We start from the raw sequence: 18,617 nt of genomic DNA, 5'->3' as shown, positions 1-18,617 counted from the left end.
GGACAAGGACACAAGATGAAAAAGTTGCTTTCGATCTTCGCACTGGTCGGCGCATGTTTCGCGGCGATGCCCGCGATGGCTTCAGAAGGGGGCTACCCGCTGGAGCCGGCGCCGCTGGACACGAGCGATGTGTCATCGCTGCAGCGCGGTGCCAAGCTGTTCGTCAACTACTGCCTGAACTGCCACGGCGCGTCGATGATGCGCTACAACCGGCTCAAGGGCCTGGACCTTACCGAAGAACAGATCCAGCAGAACCTGCTGTTCTCGGCGGACAAGGTGGGCGAAACGATGACGATCGCGATGCACCCGAAGGACGCCAAGGCATTCTTCGGCGCGATTCCCCCGGACCTGTCGGTCATCGCCCGCGCACGCGGCAACGACTGGCTCTACACGTACCTGCGTACGTTCTACCGTGATGACACCCGCGCCACGGGCTGGAACAACCTGGTCTTCCCTAGCGTCGGCATGCCGCACGTCCTGTGGGAACTGCAGGGCCAGCGCGCCGCCAAGTTCGCGGAGGCCGAGGAACACGGCGAGAAGGTGCACAAGTTCACAGGTTTCGAGCAGATCACCCCGGGCAAGCTGAGCACGCAGGAATATGACCAAGCCGCGGCCGATCTGGTGAACTACCTGAACTGGATGGCCGAGCCGGAGCAAAGCCATCGCAAGCGTCTGGGCGTGTGGGTGCTCCTGTTCCTGGGCATGTTCACCGTGTTTGCCTGGCGCCTGAATGCCGCTTACTGGAAAGATGTGAAGTAAGCCTGTGTGGCTTGTCAGGCTGGTTGTAACAGCCTGGCGGTGCCCGCCGAAGGGCCGGCGCGGAGGTTGCAGCAGTGCAGCACCGCGTCGGCCCTTTTGTTTTGCGCGACACCGGGCAGCCGCTCGGTCAAGTCGGCTTGGGGGCACACCTTGTATTTGTAACTTATTTGCTTTTCGATAGGGCGTTCTGACAGAATGTTTGCCCTGTCCGACCTAGCTCTGCCAAGTTCGCTGAAGTTATATCGATCTGGCGCACTCCACACCCAAGGAATTCAACCATGATGGTGTTGTATTCGGGTACCACTTGCCCGTTTTCCCAACGTTGCCGCCTTGTCCTGTTCGAAAAGGGCATGGACTTCGAGATCCGCGACGTTGACCTGTTCAACAAGCCGGAAGATATCTCGGTGATGAACCCGTACGGCCAGGTACCGATCCTCGTCGAACGTGACCTGATCCTGTACGAATCGAACATCATCAACGAGTATATCGACGAGCGCTTCCCGCACCCGCAGCTGATGCCGGCCGATCCGGTGCAGCGCGCCCGTGCCCGTCTGTTCCTGTTCAACTTCGAAAAGGAACTGTTCACGCACGTCTACGTGCTGGAAAACGAAAAGGGCAAGGCCGCGGAAAAGAATCACGAGCGCGCCCGCGCCGCGATTCGTGACCGCCTGACGCAACTGGCCCCGATCTTCGTCAAGAACAAGTACATGCTCGGCGAAGAGTTTTCGATGCTCGACGTCGCCATCGCGCCGCTGCTGTGGCGCCTGGATCACTATGGCATCGAATTGTCGAAGAACGCCGCGCCGCTGCTGAAGTACGCCGAACGTATCTTCAGCCGCCCGGCCTACATCGAAGCTCTGACCCCGTCTGAAAAGGTGATGCGTCGCTAAGACACATCCGACGTCGCCACCGCAAAGCGTAATGTCTGAAACATCCACCAAGCCCTATCTGATCCGGGCCATTTACGAATGGTGCACGGATAACGGCTTCACGCCGTACATCGCAGTCTTCGTCGACGGCAATACCAGCGTGCCGCGCGAATTCGTGAAGAATAACGAAATCGTGCTGAACGTGAGCTTCGACGCGACCAGCGGTCTCGATATGGGGAACGAGTGGATTACGTTCAGCGCGCGCTTCGGTGGCGTGTCGCGCAAGATCGAAGTGCCCGTGGATAACGTGCTGGCGATCTACGCGCGTGAGAACGGCCAGGGCATGGCGTTCCCGGTGGAACGCAGTATCCCCGAAACCCAGGCTGCGACGGAGCGGGAGAACAACCCGCCGCCGAAGCTCGCCTCGGTCGACAGCGATACGCCGGCGCCGGTAACGGCGGAAGAGGGCGTCTCTCCTGACGACGATCCAACACCGCCGCCCGTGCCACGCATCGGCGGGAAAAAGCCCTCCTTGAAGGTGGTCAAATAAGCCATCGTCAAAGTGGTCCGCTTGAAGTAGAATCGCGGACTGCACCAAAAATGCCGGCTTAGCTCATCAGGTAGAGCAGTTGATTTGTAATCATCAGGTGGCGGGTTCGAGTCCTGCAGCCGGCACCAAGAATCATGTGAAAAGGCCACGCGAGAGCGTGGCCTTTTTGCTTTTTGAGTACCTTATGTCGATGGTCGACGTAACGGGGCAATGTCATTCGTGGGGAGCCCTGCTGCCGAGCAAGGGTATATCCACAGGAATTCTCCTAGTTGGTCTTAGAATTGCAATTTTGATGGTTGCAAGGATCACGAGGCTGACATGGCTGTTACAAAGGGACACGGAAATCCTCGTTGGACTCGTGATGAGACCATCCTGGCTCTAGATCTGTACTTGCGCTGTGCCAATTCGATGCCCGGGCCAAACGACCCGCGAGTTATCGAACTCTCAAATGTGTTGCGATCACTTCCAATCTATCCGGCCGGTTTGCGGCAAGAGTCCTTTCGCAATCCTGAGGGCGTTGCATTCAAACTGCAAAATCTTCGTCAGGTAGCGACTGGGCGGGGATTGGCCAACGTCTCGACGATCGATAAAGAGGTGTGGGCCGACTACGGCGGAAGTCCGGAACAGGTATCCTCGCTCGCCCGAGAGATTCGCGTTGAAGCAAGCGCAGAAGCCGTTGAGACGCCAGCGGAGGAAGAGGATTTCGAGTTTGCGGAAGGGCGTCTCTTAACAAGGGCCCATAGACGTCGCGAACGAAATGCAAAGGTGCGGACGAAGCTTATTAGCTATCGCCTCCGGCAATCGGGAGGGTTGACCTGTGATGCCTGTGGTGCAGGTCCACGCGTGCTCGACGCGGAAATATCGGATGCTGGGTTCGAGGCACATCACACGGCCCCTTTGGCGCAATCAAGTGAGGAGGGAACGAGTACCCGGCTTGCTGATATGGCGCTACTGTGTGCAGTTTGCCATCGTTTACTACATCGCCTTATGCAAAGACGCCGGACCTGGATGTCAATTGCAACATTCAAAGCGTATCTGGCGGCCTCTGATAGGGGCATAAAGTAGCGTGGCGACGCGAAACAGTTGCTTGGCATCCGCCGCTCAACCAACCATCAGTTCCCAATCCCCCTCAATCCGATTTCTCCCCCCGCGCTTCGCCCGATAAAGCATCAGATCTGCCTGCCTGATCAGCGCCGAGAGGTCCTGGCCCACATCCTCCCGGCGTCCGATGGCGACGCCGAGGCTGACGGTCATGCCGAACGGCCTGCAGCTCTCCAGCGTCACCCGGATCTCGCGCAGCTTTTCCTTTAGCTGCTCGGCGAGCGTCAATGCTTCGCCGGGTGTGCTCACCAGCGAAACCACCGCGAATTCTTCCCCGCCAAAGCGCGCGGCCAGGTCTCCGGTACCCAGCACGTCCCGGCACACGGCGCCAACGATCTCGAGCGCCCGGTCCCCCGCGATATGCCCATACGTGTCGTTGATCCGCTTGAAATGGTCGATGTCGAACATCACTAGCGCGACGTAGGGTTTGTCGGCCTCCGGGTTCGTGCACAGGTCGCAAGCCCGTGCTTCGAGTGCGCGGCGGTTCAGCAACTGTGTGAGCGCGTCCGTTTCCGCCATGGTGGTCAGCTGGGCGATCAGTCTCTGGCGGTCTTGTTCCAGTTGCTGCTTGTCGAGGCTGTAGCGCTTGAGTGTGTGAACGGCCTCGAGCAGCGCGCGGATTTCGCCACGGTAGTTATCGGGCGATGGCACGCGTACGGAGAGATTGCCGTTCGCAATGGCCAGGATGGAACGTGTGGCCGCGAAGAATGGTTTCAGAATCTGCCGGTGAAACAGCGAATGCAGCCAGATCATCGTTCCCAGCAGCGCGAAGGCGATGGCGAATGCGCCGAGTAGCAGCGTCAGGGTGACGTCGCGGTTGCGGTGCAGCCGCGCGCGGGCCTGGTCGAGAATCTCGTCGCGCAGTTGGACGATCGGCAGCATCGTCGGCACGTACTGTGCGGCGAAATCACCGGTGGTGATGCCGGCGCCCGTCGGACGTTTCGCACGGCGGTAGACCTTGGTGACATAGGCCAGTCCGGCTTCGCCATACACCATGCCCACACGCCTTACTGCTTCCGGCGCGAGGGCAGGGTGGTTGCCGGCGTGCGATGCCAGGAGCGTGCGAAGCTGCTCCACGCGGCCCTCGCTGTTGAAGATGCGCTGTTGTTCCTGCTCGGTCAGTTGCCGGTCCGATGCAAGCGCGCCCGTAAAGCGCGAACCGAGCAGCCCGGCGTGTTCGCGCAGTGCGGCTGCGAGCCGGGCCATCTGCAGGTCGTCCAGGATTGCGGCGTCGCCGCTGACGATGTCCTCGATGGTGCCATCGGCGATGCCTGCAATGATCGGGATGACGTTCGCCATGTGGTTGACGGCGTTGTTCAGCAACTCTGGGGACCGGGTCTGGCGCGGTACCAGCAGTACGTCGTCGGCATGTTTGCGTGCCTCGGCCAGCGTGGTGATGGTGTGGGTGGCTGTCACGTAAAGCGCGGCACACTCTTGGCAGTGGCTAGCCTCGATCGCTGCGTCGAGGTCACGCAGACTGGCATCGCTTTCCTCGCGGGCCTTGCGTAGTGCCGCGATGCGCTGCGCCGGCACCGGTACATCCTCGCCAAGCGCGGCATTCATGGGCCCGCGTTCTGCTGATACCTTTTCCATCGCCAGCAGCGCCGCGCGGAAGATCTCGAAATCCGAGAGTGCCTGGTCGCTGCGCGAGAATGCTTGCCACTGATGCAAAACCAGCCAGGCCAACAGCATCAGTACGACAAGGCAGGCACCGGCGGAGACTCTTAGGAAGCGCTGACTGACAGAGTATTGCGGAGTTGCTGCCTCGGGCTTTTCTGGTCGCCCGGATGTTGCACACATAAGACTTGAAAACCGGATCTATAGCGATTGGGACCTCAAAATTGCGAAACGGACATTATTTGTCCGTCCACGGGCGAAACTGAATGTGACATTTTTGCGAACTCATAATCGAATCCGATATCGGTTACGGAGGCAAGCTTCTTGATAATCGGTGAGATGTGTTCGTGGCACCGGTGTCGCATTTCCACCCATCGACGCAAGTTGTCATTACCACCAGAACCGGCTCCGTGATAATGCGCCATGCATCACATATGCCTTCTTCACGAAAGGCAGCTCCCGTGTGGTGGCCGACTGCGCGGGCGGAAGAATATAGCGGCCAATTGAAGGTTTTGTTGGGGTTCAACTGGAAGGGCAATTGAAATGGATGGAAAACTGGCAAGCTCGGTGAAGGCGTGCCTTGCAGCGGTGACGGCCGCTATCGCGGTCGCGGCCTGTGGTGGTGGCGGGGACGATAATTCGGGCGGCACGGTGGTCCGGGTGACGGAAGCCGCCACGCTTTCGCCGAAGCAGGTGAACAACAGTATGGTCGCCAATCCAGTCCGCTGGATGCCCTCGGTGACCGACACGTGGCAGCTTCAACTCCAGGGAAAACTCGATACGAGCTACAACGTCGCGCTCTACGTGCTCGACCTGTTCGACACGCCACCGTCGACCATTGCATCGCTCAAGGAGCAGGGCAGGCGAGTCGTGTGCTATTTCTCCGCGGGAAGCAGCGAGGACTGGCGCCCCGATTTCCAGAGTTTCCAGCCCTCGGATATGGGCAACGTACTCAGCGGCTGGGCGGGCGAGCGCTGGCTGGATACGCGATCCAGCAATGTGCGCGGCATCATGGCCGCGCGTATGGATCTGGCGGTCTCGAAGGGGTGTGACGGCATCGATCCCGACAATGTCGATGGATATACCAATAACACCGGCCTGCCGCTCACGGCGGATACCCAACTCGACTACAACCGTTTTCTGGCTAACGCGGCACATGCGCGCGGTCTGGCGATCGGATTGAAGAACGACGTCGATCAACTCACCGATCTGGCATCGTCATTTGATTTCGCGATTAACGAGCAATGCTTCCAGTACAACGAGTGCGGCGGATACTCGGCCTTCACGGCGCAAGGCAAGCCGGTGTTCAACGTGGAATATGCGACGAAGTGGAAGGATGCGACAAAGCGGCCGGCGTTATGCGCCAAGGCCGCCGCGCTGAATATCCGGACGCTGGTGTTGCCGCTGGCGTTGAACGACAAGTACCGGTATAGCTGCGACTGAATCGGGGAGATTCTCAGGCGCCGCCGCGCTTTTCCATCTCTCGCCACGCCAGGAACAATCGCGTGTCGAATTCCAGTTGGTGGTAGCGCGGCTCCATATATTCGCAGAGCCGGTAGAACGCCTTGTCGTGGTCGGTCTCTTTCAGATGCGCGAGCTCGTGCACGACGATCATGCGCAGGAATTCCGGTGGTGCTTCCTTGAACAGCGACGCCACCCGGATTTCCTTCTTGGCTTTCAGCTTGCCACCTTGCACGCGAGAAATCGCGGTATGCAGTCCCAGCGCGTGCTGGGCGGTGTCCAGCCGCGCGTCATATCCCACCTTGTGCAGCGGCGGCGCGCTGCGCAGGTATTCTTGTTTGATCTCGCCGGCGTAGTCGTAGAGCGCGCGGTCGGTCTGGATCGTGTGGCGGTCCGGGTAGCGCCGGGCGATGTGCTCGCCCAGACGGTCGGCATCGATCAGTGCGCGCACCTGCGCGAGCACATTGGGCGGATAGCCGCCAAGGAAACGCATCGGGTCTTTCGCGCCCGGGCGCCACGCTTCATTCACGATGCTCAGTGATGATGGTGGTGGTGATGCATCCAGCTGTTGTCCATCGAATTCACGAACGACTCGACGGCGTCCTTGTCACCGATGGCATGGCGCATCATTTCGCCGCATTTGCAGAAGCCCTGGTACGGGAGGATGTGCGAGCACGCGGACGTCTTCTGCAGGTACAGGGTGACGGGTTTTGTGCACTTCTTGCACTTGAAACGGAGGGTCAGGGCGGCTTTGCTCATGGAATCGACGGCAATCGGGTTCGATTGGGAAACCAGATATTGTACTTGCCGCGCCCGATTTCATCCGGTGTGGCCGGGGCAGCGCCCGCCCGTTTGCTACACTCCCGCCATTCCCCGACACCATTCGAACGCGCACCCCAATGGCACAGTACGTTTTCACCATGAACCGCGTGGGCAAGATCGTTCCGCCCAAGCGTCACATCCTCAAGGACATCTCGCTGTCCTTCTTCCCCGGCGCCAAGATCGGCGTGCTGGGCCTGAACGGCTCCGGCAAGTCCACGCTGCTGAAGATCATGGCCGGTCTCGACAAGGAGATTGAAGGCGAAGCCACGCCGATGCCGAATCTGAACATCGGCTATCTGTCGCAGGAGCCGCAGCTCGATCCCGAGCAGACCGTGCGCGAATCGGTCGAAGAGGCGCTCGGCGGGGTGTTCGAAGCCCGCAAGAAGCTCGACGAGATCTACGCCGCTTACGCCGAGCCGGACGCCGACTTCGACGCGCTGGCCGCCGAGCAGGCCAAGTACGAGGCGATCCTGTCCGCCAGCGACGGCAATAACGCCGAGCTGCAGCTCGAAATCGCCGCCGACGCGCTGCGCCTGCCGCCGTGGGACGCCAAGATTGGCAATCTGTCCGGTGGTGAAAAGCGTCGCGTGGCGCTGTGCCGCCTGCTGCTGTCGCGCCCCGACATGCTGCTGCTCGACGAGCCGACCAACCACCTCGACGCCGAATCGGTCGACTGGCTTGAACAGTTCCTGACGCGTTTCCCGGGCACCGTGGTGGCCGTCACCCACGACCGCTACTTCCTGGACAACGCCGCCGAGTGGATTCTGGAACTGGACCGCGGGCACGGCATTCCCTGGAAGGGCAACTACAGCTCGTGGCTGGAGCAGAAGGAAAACCGCCTGAAGCAGGAAGAGGCCAGCGAATCGGCCCGCCAGAAGGCGCTGAACAAGGAACTGGAGTGGGTGCGCCAGAACCCGAAGGGTCGTCAGGCCAAGTCGAAGGCGCGTCTGGCCCGTTTCGACGAACTGAACAGCCAGGAATACCAGAAGCGCAACGAAACCCAGGAAATCTTCATCCCCGTGGGTGAGCGCCTGGGTAACGAGGTCATCGAGTTCGACAACGTCAGCAAGGGGTTCGGCGATCGCATGCTGATCGAGAACCTGAGCTTCAAGGTGCCGCCGGGCGCGATCGTCGGCATCATCGGCCCGAACGGCGCCGGTAAGTCCACCTTCTTCAAGATGCTGACTGGCAAGGAACAGCCGGACAGCGGCGAGATCAAGATCGGGCCGACGGTGAAGATGGCGTTCGTCGACCAGAGCCGCGATGCGCTGGACGGCAACAAGACCGTGTTCGAGGAGATCTCGGGCGGGTCGGACATCCTGACCGTGGGCAGGTACGAAACGCCGTCGCGTGCGTACATCGGCCGCTTCAACTTCAAGGGTGGCGATCAGCAGAAGCAGGTGGGCACGCTGTCAGGCGGTGAACGTGGCCGTCTGCACATGGCCAAGACGCTGATTGCCGGCGGCAACGTGCTGCTGCTGGATGAACCGTCGAACGACCTGGACGTGGAAACGCTGCGCGCGCTGGAAGACGCGCTTCTCGAGTTCGCCGGCTGCGTGATGGTGATCTCGCACGATCGCTGGTTCCTGGACCGTATCGCAACCCACATCCTCGCCTTCGAAGGTGATTCGCATGTGGAGTTCTTCCCCGGCAACTACCAGGAATACGAAGCCGACAAGAAGAAGCGTCTCGGCGAAGAGGCCGCGAAGCCGAAGCGCATTCGGTATAAGCCGATCACGCGCTGATAGGTAAGGTAGTTTTGATTGGCTCCCCTTTCCCACTTGTGGGAGAGGGGAGAAAACCATCCAGCCTTACGCCCTCACCAGCCTTACGCCCTCACCAGCCTTACGCCCTCACCAGCCTTACGCCCTCACCAGCCTCACGAGCGTAATCTCCGAAGGCGCCCCGAACCGCTTCGGGGGTCCCCAGTAGCCGGTTCCACGGCTCACATACACCCACAGGTTGTCATGCCGGTTCAGCCCATGCACGTAGGGCTGCTGCATCGGCACGAACAGGTTCCACGGCCAGAACTGTCCCCCGTGGGTATGACCCGACAGTTGCAGATCGAAGCCCGCCGCAGCCGCAGCCGGCGCAGTGCGTGGCTGGTGCGCCAGCAATACGCGCGCAGCCGCGTCCCGGGGCGCGCCATCCAGGGCCTGCACCGGATCGCTGCGATGGCTTTCGATGAAGCCCCCGGCCGTGAAGTCGGTCACGCCGCCGAGCACTAGCGAGGCGTCGCCCCGCTCGACCACCACGTGTTCGTTCATCAGCACGCGCAGCCCCAGGCGGCGCAGCTCCGCGATCCAGGCTTCCGCGCCAGAGTAGTACTCATGGTTGCCGGTGACCACGTACGCGCCGTGCCGCGCCGATAGCCGCGCGAATGGCGCGGTGTGCGCGGAAAGCTCGCGCACCGAGCCATCGACCAGGTCGCCTGTGATGGCGATCGCATCGGGCGCCAGGCTGTTCACGCGATCGACGATGCGATCGATATACGGGCGTTTGATGGTGGGTCCCACGTGGATATCGCTGATCTGCGCGATCGTGAAACCGTGCAGCGCGTCGGGCAGGTTGGCGATCGGCACGTCCACTTCCTTGACCTTCGCCAGCCCGCGCGCCTGGAAGAAGCCGATCACCGTCACGGCGAGGGCCAGCGCAATCGCGCCCAGGGCGCTATAGCCCGTCAGGCCGGGCGGGCGCCAGCCGATGGCTAGCGTCACCAACAGGAAGAGGTCGCGCGCAATGGTCAGCACCAGCAGCGACGAGAAGAACCCCATCGCCATCATGCCGACCCACGAAAGCTGGTCGGCCCATGGCGTCGATAGTCGGCGCGCCATCAACGCGGCTGGCATCAGCAGGGTCGAGGCGATGAGCCACAGCACGGCAAGGCTGTGGACGATCATTGGCACCGGCAGACCGGGCAGCAGCCGCACGCCGATATAGACATGGAGCAGCGCCATGATCAGCACGGGGATCAGTAGCGAACGTCGGGAGCGTATGGCACTCATGGCGGGGGGCGCGAAGATGAGATCGTTAGAAAGTGAGGGCGCAGACGGGGCGCTTCAAGGGGTTTCGAGAGGCGTAACATCAACCGGGGAGCAGGAGGAAGCACGCCATCGTCGCGAAATCCTCGCCCGGCCCAGGGAAGGTGATCTGTCAGGTTTCCGTGGTCATCCTGAATGTTTTCGAGGCGGATTGTTCCAGTCTTCGCACTACTTTAGATTCGACCGACGATACGCGCGGTGTCGCATACTGCTCACTCATGCCGGAGATCTCATGTCATTCCCGAAGCGCACCTTCCTGAGCCAGGCGCTGATGGCAGCCGCCCTGCTGACGGCGGCCACGCCGGCCGTCCTGGCCGCCAACCCCGGAACCTCGGCCAGCGCGGCCCAGAAGCTGCCGTCGCTGAACTGGCCACGCAATTTCGACGCCGCAGGGGAGCACATCGAGCTCTATCAGCCTGAGATCGAGAAATGGGAAGGCAACCGGCTGTCGGGTCGGGCTGCGGTGGCCGTTGGCGAGAAGGACGGCACGCCCACCTATGGCGTGGCCCGGTTCTCGGCGCAGGCCGATATCGACAAGCCGTCCGGGCTGGTCCAGCTCACGCAGATCCAGATCGACAGCGTTGACGTGCCCACACGCCCCGATGCGGCCGACAAGGTGCGCACCGCGCTGATCGGACGGCTGCCGCCCAAGGGGCTGACCGTCCCGCTCGATGAACTGCAGGCCAGCTACGCGGTGTCGCAGGAACTGGCTCGCGCAACAAGGGTGCCGGTCAAGAACGACGTGCCGCAGATTTTCTTCGCGACCACGCCCACGCTGCTCGTGCATGTCGATGGCGAGCCGGTCTGGCGCGCAGTGCCAGGCACGCAGATCGAGCGCGCGATCAACAGCCGCGCGCTGATGCTGCGCGAGCAGGGCGGCGAATTGTGGCTGCAGGCGGCGGGTTACTGGTATCGGTCGGAATCGGCCGGTGGCCATTGGGATAGCGTGGCCAACCCGCCCGCGGCCGTGCTGGGCGCCGCCAGCAAGTTGCAGGCGGCCAAGGACCAGACCAGGCCCGATCCGATGATGCCTGCCGACGGCAAGAAGCCCGCCAGGCCGCCCACCATATTGCTGGCAACCGGCCCTGCGGAACTGGTGATCACCGACGGCGAGCCGCAGATGAAGCCGGTCGGTGGTGTCGAGCTGCTGACGGTGGGGAACGCCGATCACGCCGTGCTGTTAGACCCGTCGACCAACCAGTACTACGTGCTGATCTCTGGCCGCTGGTTCCGGGCGCCGGTACTGAGCGGGCCGTGGGAGTTCGTCCCCGGCGACAAGCTGCCCGCCAATTTCACCAAGATCTCGCCGCAGGACCCGAAGGCGAACGTGCTGGTGTCCGTCCCCGGCACGCCGCAGGCCCGGGAAGCGGAGATCGCGGCGACGATTCCGCAGACGGCCTCGGTGTCGCGCACCAAGGCCACGATGACCGCGACCTATGATGGCGCGCCGAAATTCGAGCCGATCACCGGTACGTCGCTGCGCTATGCGGTGAACACCGGCACGCCCGTGATCGAGGTCGATAGCGGTCGCTACTACGCGGTGTCGAACGGCATCTGGTTCACCTCCGGTGCGCCGGTCGGCCCGTGGGTGGTCGCGACCGAGGTGCCTTCCGCGATCTACACGATTCCGCCGAGCTCGCCGGTGTACTACGTGACCTATGTGCGCATCTATTCGGTGACGCCGGAAGCGGTAGTGGTGGGTTACACACCCGGCTACATGGGCGTCGTGGTCAGCCCGGACGGCACCGTGGTCTACGGCACCGGCTACGTCTATCCGCCGTATGTCGGCACCTACTACTACGGATACCCGGTGACCTATGGCTATGGCGCCGGGTTTGGCATCGGCGTGGCCGAAGGCTTCGCTTTCGGATTCGCGGCTGGCGCGATCTGGGGCGCGGCGGCTCCGTACTGGGGCCCGTACTGGTGGGGCGGCCCGTACAACTGGAACTACGTGAACGTGAACCAAGCCAACTTCTACGGCCGCTGGGGGCAGGGCACGGTCACGCACGCCGAGGGCTGGAATGCCTGGACGGGCACGCAATGGCGCGGCACGGCCGGCTACGGCTACAACGCTGCTACCGGGGCGCGCTACCAGGGCAGCCGGGGCGCCGCGTTCAATCCGTACTCGGGCAACTATGCGGCGGGGCGCCAGGGCTCGTTCGCCAATCCTTCCACCGGCCGCGAAGGCGCCGCGCGTGGCGGTGTGGTCGGCAACGAGTACAACGGCAACTATGCGGCCGGGCGGCAGGCCGCGGGCTACAACGCGCAGACCGGACGCGTCGGCGCGGCGGAAGCGGGCGTCGCGGGCAATACCCAGACCGGGCAGCACACGGCGGGCAGCCGCGGATTCGTCGCCAACCCGGACAAGGGCAATGCCGTGGCCTGGAACAACGGCAATGTCTACGCCGGGCACGACGGCAACGTCTACCAGCACACCGACAACGGCTGGCAGCAGCACACGCCAAGCGGCTGGCAACCGGTGCAGCCGAACAGCAATGTGCAGGGCCAGCTCGAGCAGCAGCGCCAGGCGCGCGAGGCCGGTCAGCAGCGCTTCAACAGCTCAGCGGCGCAGCAATGGCAGGGCCGTATCGGCGGCGGCGGATTCCAGGGCGGGGGTGGACGTTTCGGTGGCGGTGGTGGCGGCCACTTCCGCGGGGGATTCCGCAGGTAAGGAGGCCGCGGCCAGCGGCTAGCCGCTGACCGCTGACCGCTGACCGCCGACCGCCGACCGCCGACCGCCGACCGCCGACCGCCGACCGCCGACCGTCAGTGGCGCGGCGACCATTCCCCCTTGCGCACGCCGATGGCCGTGACGAGCCCGTATGACGTGATGCCGAGCGCCACGCCGAGGAAGTGTCCGTCAAGCCCCATCCCGGCGACGTTGGCCAGCAGCCAGCCACCGCCCGCCGCCAGGGCGATACGGCACAGGCCCGCGGCGATCGGCCAGCGCATACGGCCCGCACCCATCGACGCGAAGTAGAGCGCCATCCCCAGGCCGAAGCCGCCGAACGCCGGGCCGACCCACGACAGCGCGCGCGCGGCAATCGCGCCGACATCGGGGTCCTGGGTGAACAGTCCGGCAAACTGGTTTGGCGCCAGCCCGACCGCCGCGCCTACCGTCCCGGCAATCAGCAAGGCGAGCAACGCGCCGACCCAGGCGGTGCGGCGCGCGGTATGCCAGTCACCGGCGCCCACGGCGCGGCCCACCAGGGCTGTCAACGCGGAGCCCACGCCGAACGCGAGCGGGATCATCAGGAATTCAAGCCGGGCGGAGATGCCATACGCGGCTACGGTCGTGGTGCCGTAGTGCCGCAACTGGGCCGTGACGAGAATCGTGGTCAGGTTGGCGACCGATGCGAGAGCGCAGGCCACCAGGCCGATGGAGAGAATCCGGTAGAACAGCGCCTTCGACGGGCGGATGCGCAGCGACGGCACGAAGCCCGCGCCGCCACGGAACACCACATAGGCCATCACCAGCGCCGCCCCCCATGACACGGCCGCCAGGGCCGCGCCGATGCCTGCCAGGCCCATGCCGACGCGCTCCGCCAGCCACCAGGACAGCACCGGAAACACCACCCACATGCCGCCCAGCACACGCGCCGCCAGCGCGTGGCGTCCGCCACCGCGCAGCACCGATGCCAGCGTATTGGCCAGCCACGCGGGCACGGCACCGGCGCCGAACAGCCAGATCGCGTAGCTCGCCGCGGCTTCGGCTGCCGTCGCGCCGGCCACCGCACCGAACACACTGCGCGGAAAGCCTGCCAGCACGATTGCGAAAATCAGCCCGGCCGTCACCGCGATGATCAGCGCGTGGAGCACCAGCGACGATGCCTCCTCGCGCTTGCCGCCACCGAGCGCGCGCGCGATGGCCGATACCACGCCACCGCCCATTGCTCCCGTCGACATCTGTTGCAGCAGCAGCGCGAATGGCAGCACCACCGCCCATCCGGCCAGCGATGCCGTACCTTGCCGCGCGGCCAGCCAGGTTTCGATCAGTTGCGCGCCGGCCTGCAGGAATGCCACCAGACTGGTCGGCGCGGCCAGCACGGCAATGCCGCGCGCGATCTCGGTGGCGGGCACCGGCTCGGCAAGGGCTGCCGAACCATCGAGCGCAAGCGCATCAGACTTTCGCATGATCGGCCGCCTCCGAGGATGGTTCGCCAAAACGCGCGCGCAGATACCGTCCGGCGCCTGGGCCGGGTTTCACGCGCAGGTCGTCCACGGTGATCGCGCTGCCATCGTCGCGCGTCAGCTTGCCGGCGAGGATCTCCTTGCCCTCGCGCTTGTCTTCGAGCACGGTGAGCGGACCCTTCGGATCGGCCAGCCACCGGTCCGCCCAGTCCTTCAGCGTAACGAATACGGGAAAGAAGTCGCGGCCCATCTCGGTGAGCACGTAGACGTGGCGCGCGCCGCCGCCCGGGGCCGGCACCTTGTCGAGCAGCCCGTGCTCGACCATCGTCTTGAGTCGGGCGCTAAGTATGTTCGGGGCAATGCCCAGGTTCTTCTCGAACTCATCGAAACGCGAACTGCCGTAGTAGGCCTCGCGCATCAGCAGAATCGCCCACCGCTCGCCCAGCATCGCCATCGACCGCGCGATCGGGCAGGGCATGGTGGAAAAATCGGTCGGTACCATGTGTCTCCTCGCTCTTTTACTTTCAGCTTGCAAGCTTTGGCATGAATCATAGCTTGCGAATTGAAAGTTTGCAGAGCGAGTGCAAATCGACGATGGCGCGCGATGTGGAGCCTTCAGCGCTCCTTGAACACCTCCAGCTCCGCCACCGTCTCGCGCAGGAAGCCGATCAGCGCCCGCGTGGCCATCGACAGATGCGGATTCGCGGTGGTGAAGATGTAGAGCCGGTTGCCCAGTCCCTTGGGCTTCCAGTCGGGCAGCACGGGTACCAGCGTGCCGCGCCGCACATCTTCCCAGGTCATGTAGAGCGGCAGAAGGCTGATGCCGTGCCCCTGGCGCACGGCATTCATCAGGAAGGGAAAGTGTTCGGACTGCAGGTACGGCGTGATGTCGACATCCTCGCGTTCCGGGCCGTCGCAGGTATCGCGGCCCAAAGTCAGCAGGAAGCGTCTGGACGTGTAGGGCGGGCAGAGGAAGCGGCAGGCGGCCAGATCGGCGGGCTGCTGGATCGGCGCAATGCCGGCCAGATAGGCGGGCGAGGCGCAGAGTTGCCAGTGGATCGGACACACGTCGCGCGCCACGGTATCGAGCGGCGGTTCGGACGTTACCTTGAGCGCAACGTCGATTTCCGCCGCGATCAGGTCGGTCACACGGTTGGCAAAGAACACGCGCAGCGAGATGCCCGGGTGTTTCTCGGCGAACTGCAGCAGCAACGGGGCGATGAACGCATCGCCCAGGCCGGTGGGCACGCTCACGCGCACGTGACCGCGCAGCGTCTTGCCCAGGCTGTCGATCTCGGCCTGCGCGGCCGCCACTTCCTGCAGGATGCGCAAGCCGTGCTCGTAGAGCGATTGTCCTGCGTCGGTCATCTCTAGCCGGCGCGTGGTCCGCCGCAGCAGCATCGCGCCGGCCTGTTCTTCCAGTTGGCCAAGCTGGCGGCTGATCTGCGAACGCGTGACACCGCGCCGCCGGCCGGCTTCGGCCAGATTGCCGGCTTCCACGATGTCGACGAAAGCCTGGACGAGATGGAGATCCATAAAGCGCCTGGTTGAGCATTGTCAAGTTTGACGCAACATTGTGATTCCAGTCGGAGGCATTGTCGATGCCAGTAGGCACCGCTACAGTGTTCGGTCAACAAAATGCGCAGACAGGAGACCCCGCATGGCCGCAGACCTCTGGTTCGAATCGTTGCACCGCACCGGCACCGAAGTGCTCGACCGCGGTAACCGGCTGGCGGGTGGCCTGCGGCGGCTGGGGCTCGAGGAGGGCGCGGTGGTGGCCGTGATGCTGCGCAATGACCCGGTGTTTGCCGACGTCGTCTTCGCGTGCCGGACGGCTGGCGTCTACTACTGCCCGATCAACTGGCATTTCACGCCGGAGGAAGCCCGCTTCCTGCTGGAGGACAGCAGCGCCCGCGTGCTGATCATCGAGGCCGATCTGTTCCCGTCGATGCGCGAAGTGATTCCCGCAGGCATGACCGTGCTGACCGTGAACGGCAGCGACGCCGATGCCACCGCTACCGGCACCATCGCCTACGAACCCTGGCTCGCCACGCAATCGCCGTACGACGGCCCACGCGTTGCGCCGCGTGGACATCTGGCCTATACGTCGGGCACCACCGGCCGTCCCAAGGGCGTGCTGCGCAGCGCGGTGCCGCTGGGCGAACTCGAGGACCAGACCGCGCGCATGCGATCGGTGGTGGCCAAGGCCATCGGGATCGTGCCCGGGTGCCGTGCGCTGATGTCCGCGCCGCTCTATCACAGCGCGCCCGGTGTCTTTATCCAGAACGCGTTGCAGATGGCCGAGCGCCTGGTACTGACGCCGCGCTTCGACGCGGAGCAGGTGCTGGCGCTGGTCGAGAAGCATCGCATCGACGTGCTCTACCTCGTGCCGATCATGTACGTGCGCCTGCTCAAGCTGCCGCCCGAGGTGCGCGCGCGTTACGACCTGTCGTCGATCCGCTTTGTCGCGTCCACCGGCTCGCCGTGCGCGCCGGAGGTCAAGCGCGCCATGCTCGACTGGTTCGGCCCGGTAATCCACGAAACCTATGCGTCGAGCGAGGCAGGCATGGTCACCGTGGCCACGCCCGAGGACGCGGCCGCGCGTCCGGGCACGGCGGGGCGTCCGGTCGATGCGGCCAGCGTGCGCATCATCGACGAATCCGGACGACCCTGCGCGCCTGGCGAAGTCGGGCTCGTGTACGTCCGCCAGCCCGCCTATCCCGATTTCACCTACCTGAACAACGATGCCGCACGACGGACGATCGATGTGGACGGACGCGTCACGCTTGGCGACATGGGGTACCTCGATGCGGATGGCTACCTGTTCATCTGCGACCGCGCGTCGGACATGGTCATCTCGGGTGGCGTGAACATCTATCCGGCCGAGATCGAGCATGAACTCGTGCGCTATCCCGGCGTGGCCGATTGCGTGGTGTTTGGCGTGCCGGACGACGAGTATGGCGAGCGGCTCCACGGCGTGATTCAGCCGACGGCCGGCGCGACGCTCGATCCGGCGGCCGTGATCGACTGGATGCGAGGCCGGCTGTCCGGCTTCAAGGTGCCGCGCACGATCGAAATCGTCGCGCAGTTGCCGCGCGACGAGACGGGCAAGCTGGCAAAGCGTCGGCTGCGCGACCAGCACTGGGCAGGGCGGCAGCGGAGGGTTTGACGGAAGCCGGCCGCGCCGGCGTCGGCGTCGGCGTCGGCCACTGACAGACTCCGCTTTCCCGCTTTGCGGGGGCGGGGAGACAACACACATAAAACACAAAGCAGCAGGAGACAACATGCATCGCAGAACCGCCATCCTGGCCGCGGCAGCGCTCGGCCTTGCCACGACCCTGTCATCCGCGTCCGCCGCATGGCCGGATCGGCCCATCAAGCTCGTGGTGCCCTACGCGCCCGGCGGCTCGACCGACCAGTTCGGCCGCGGGATTGCCGAAGGCGTATCGCGGGAACTGAAGCAGCCCGTGCTCGTGGAGAACCGCCCCGGCGCGAACACGATGATCGGAACGCAGAGCGTGGCGCGTGCGCAGCCGGACGGCTACACGGTGCTGCTGGTCACCAGCGCGAGCATGGTGCTGAATCCGATGCTCTACAAGAAGCCCGGCTACGAGCCGCAGGAATTCAAGATCATCACGGTCGGTGTGGAAGCGCCACTCGTGGTGGTCGTCAATAACCAGGTACCGTCCAACAACATTAAGGAGTTCGCGGCTTACGCCAAGGCTGCCAATGGCAAGCTCAATTATTCGTCGGTGGGGCTCGGCAATTCGCTGCAGCTCGCCACCGAGATGTTGAAGACCGAACTCGGCATCGAGATGACGCACGTGCCGTACAACGGCTCGGCGCCGGCGCTGTCCGCGCTGCTGGGTAACAACGTCCAGCTTATGGTCGACGTGGTCAGCACGTCGCTGCCGCATATCAAGGCTGGCAAGCTCAAGGCGCTGGCCGTGACCGGAAGCTCGAGGCTCGACGTGCTGCCCAACGTGCCGACCGTCGCCGAGAGCGGCTACCCGAACTTCCGCGCCGCCACATGGTTCGGTCTGGCGGTGCCGGCGCATACACCGCCCGATGCCGTCGCAAAGCTGCAAGCCGCAGCATCGCACGTGCTGACGGAGACGCAGTTCCGCAACACGTTCAACGCGCTCGGGTTCGTGGTGCAGCCGCCGCGCACGCAGGCCGAGATCGACCGCTATGTGACCGCCGATCGCGACAACTGGGGCAAGGTGATTCGTGCCAACCACATCACGCTGGATTGAGATTTAGGCC

At 63.8% G+C, this 18,617-nt stretch carries 16 protein-coding genes and 1 tRNA gene; 10 read left to right on the top strand and 7 right to left on the bottom strand.

The features are described from left to right. Positions 1 to 15: 15 nt before the first annotated feature. The 5 genes from K6G35_RS14575 to K6G35_RS14555 all read left to right on the top strand — a co-directional run bounded on the left by K6G35_RS14575 (position 16) and on the right by K6G35_RS14555 (position 3,243). Positions 16 to 759 (top strand): cytochrome c1, encoded by a 744-nt coding sequence (locus K6G35_RS14575; protein WP_008643082.1) that lies wholly within the window; start codon positions 16 to 18, stop codon positions 757 to 759. A 278-nt stretch (positions 760 to 1,037) separates the two neighbouring features. Next, positions 1,038 to 1,649 carry a glutathione S-transferase N-terminal domain-containing protein gene (locus tag K6G35_RS14570; protein ID WP_008643086.1) on the top strand — a complete coding sequence of 204 codons (612 nt, stop codon included), beginning with the start codon at positions 1,038 to 1,040 and terminating at the stop codon, positions 1,647 to 1,649. A 31-nt stretch (positions 1,650 to 1,680) separates the two neighbouring features. Next, positions 1,681 to 2,178 carry a ClpXP protease specificity-enhancing factor gene (locus K6G35_RS14565; RefSeq protein WP_017510763.1) on the top strand — a complete coding sequence of 166 codons (498 nt, stop codon included), beginning with the start codon at positions 1,681 to 1,683 and terminating at the stop codon, positions 2,176 to 2,178. 52 nt (positions 2,179 to 2,230) lie between these two features. Beyond that, a tRNA-Thr gene (locus K6G35_RS14560) sits at positions 2,231 to 2,306 on the top strand. 190 nt (positions 2,307 to 2,496) lie between these two features. Then, positions 2,497 to 3,243: an HNH endonuclease gene (locus K6G35_RS14555; RefSeq protein ID WP_080709627.1), complete on the top strand. Its 747-nt coding sequence runs from the start codon at positions 2,497 to 2,499 to the stop codon at positions 3,241 to 3,243. 36 nt (positions 3,244 to 3,279) lie between these two features. Here the strand turns inward: K6G35_RS14555 and K6G35_RS14550 are convergent, their stop codons facing one another. Then, positions 3,280 to 4,971, bottom strand: a complete 1,692-nt coding sequence (locus tag K6G35_RS14550) for a GGDEF domain-containing protein (protein WP_495675879.1) — start codon at positions 4,969 to 4,971, stop codon at positions 3,280 to 3,282. Positions 4,972 to 5,439: 468 nt separating this feature from the next. On the opposite strand from K6G35_RS14550, the gene K6G35_RS14545 reads away from it, so the two are divergent. After that, positions 5,440 to 6,339, top strand: coding sequence for an endo alpha-1,4 polygalactosaminidase (locus K6G35_RS14545; RefSeq protein ID WP_495675878.1), 900 nt, complete (start codon positions 5,440 to 5,442; stop codon positions 6,337 to 6,339). A 13-nt stretch (positions 6,340 to 6,352) separates the two neighbouring features. On the opposite strand, the gene K6G35_RS14540 is transcribed toward K6G35_RS14545, so the two are convergent. Beyond that, positions 6,353 to 6,850 carry a M48 family metallopeptidase gene (locus K6G35_RS14540; protein ID WP_186426444.1) on the bottom strand — a complete coding sequence of 166 codons (498 nt, stop codon included), beginning with the start codon at positions 6,848 to 6,850 and terminating at the stop codon, positions 6,353 to 6,355. 41 nt (positions 6,851 to 6,891) lie between these two features. After that, the gene (locus tag K6G35_RS14535; protein WP_008643097.1) at positions 6,892 to 7,116 is read right to left on the bottom strand and encodes a hypothetical protein; all 225 of its coding nucleotides are present in this window, start codon (positions 7,114 to 7,116) and stop codon (positions 6,892 to 6,894) included. Between the two features lie 140 nt (positions 7,117 to 7,256). On the opposite strand from K6G35_RS14535, the gene ettA reads away from it, so the two are divergent. After that, a complete protein-coding gene (gene ettA, locus K6G35_RS14530; protein ID WP_008643099.1) occupies positions 7,257 to 8,924 on the top strand; it encodes an energy-dependent translational throttle protein EttA in 1,668 nt (555 codons plus the stop codon). 117 nt (positions 8,925 to 9,041) lie between these two features. On the opposite strand, the gene K6G35_RS14525 is transcribed toward ettA, so the two are convergent. Next, the gene (locus K6G35_RS14525; RefSeq protein WP_035881112.1) at positions 9,042 to 10,184 is read right to left on the bottom strand and encodes a metallophosphoesterase; all 1,143 of its coding nucleotides are present in this window, start codon (positions 10,182 to 10,184) and stop codon (positions 9,042 to 9,044) included. Between the two features lie 268 nt (positions 10,185 to 10,452). Between K6G35_RS14525 and K6G35_RS14520 the strand changes: the two genes are divergently transcribed. Then, positions 10,453 to 12,891, top strand: a complete 2,439-nt coding sequence (locus tag K6G35_RS14520; RefSeq protein WP_495675877.1) for a carbohydrate-binding family V/XII — start codon at positions 10,453 to 10,455, stop codon at positions 12,889 to 12,891. Positions 12,892 to 12,986: 95 nt separating this feature from the next. On the opposite strand, the gene K6G35_RS14515 is transcribed toward K6G35_RS14520, so the two are convergent. The 3 genes from K6G35_RS14515 to K6G35_RS14505 form a co-directional block, all read right to left on the bottom strand. After that, a complete protein-coding gene (locus tag K6G35_RS14515) occupies positions 12,987 to 14,354 on the bottom strand; it encodes an MATE family efflux transporter (RefSeq protein ID WP_186426441.1) in 1,368 nt (455 codons plus the stop codon). Continuing rightward, complete coding sequence (locus K6G35_RS14510; RefSeq protein ID WP_008643106.1) at positions 14,341 to 14,853, bottom strand: winged helix-turn-helix transcriptional regulator; 513 nt, start codon at positions 14,851 to 14,853, stop codon at positions 14,341 to 14,343. The genes K6G35_RS14515 and K6G35_RS14510 overlap by 14 nt, the downstream gene beginning before the upstream one ends. 113 nt (positions 14,854 to 14,966) lie before the next feature. Further along, on the bottom strand, positions 14,967 to 15,887 hold the full coding sequence (locus K6G35_RS14505) for a LysR family transcriptional regulator (protein WP_008643108.1): 921 nt from the start codon (positions 15,885 to 15,887) through the stop codon (positions 14,967 to 14,969). 124 nt (positions 15,888 to 16,011) lie between these two features. Here K6G35_RS14505 and K6G35_RS14500 point away from each other — a divergent pair, with 124 nt between their 5' ends. Then, a complete protein-coding gene (locus tag K6G35_RS14500) occupies positions 16,012 to 17,520 on the top strand; it encodes an acyl-CoA synthetase (protein WP_008643109.1) in 1,509 nt (502 codons plus the stop codon). A gap of 115 nt (positions 17,521 to 17,635) precedes the next feature. After that, positions 17,636 to 18,607: a Bug family tripartite tricarboxylate transporter substrate binding protein gene (locus K6G35_RS14495; protein WP_008643111.1), complete on the top strand. Its 972-nt coding sequence runs from the start codon at positions 17,636 to 17,638 to the stop codon at positions 18,605 to 18,607. The last annotated feature ends 10 nt before the right edge of the window (positions 18,608 to 18,617 follow it).

It is taken from the genome of Cupriavidus sp. HY129 (assembly GCF_059492215.1).
This window is presented reverse-complemented; position numbering and strand designations above follow the sequence as displayed.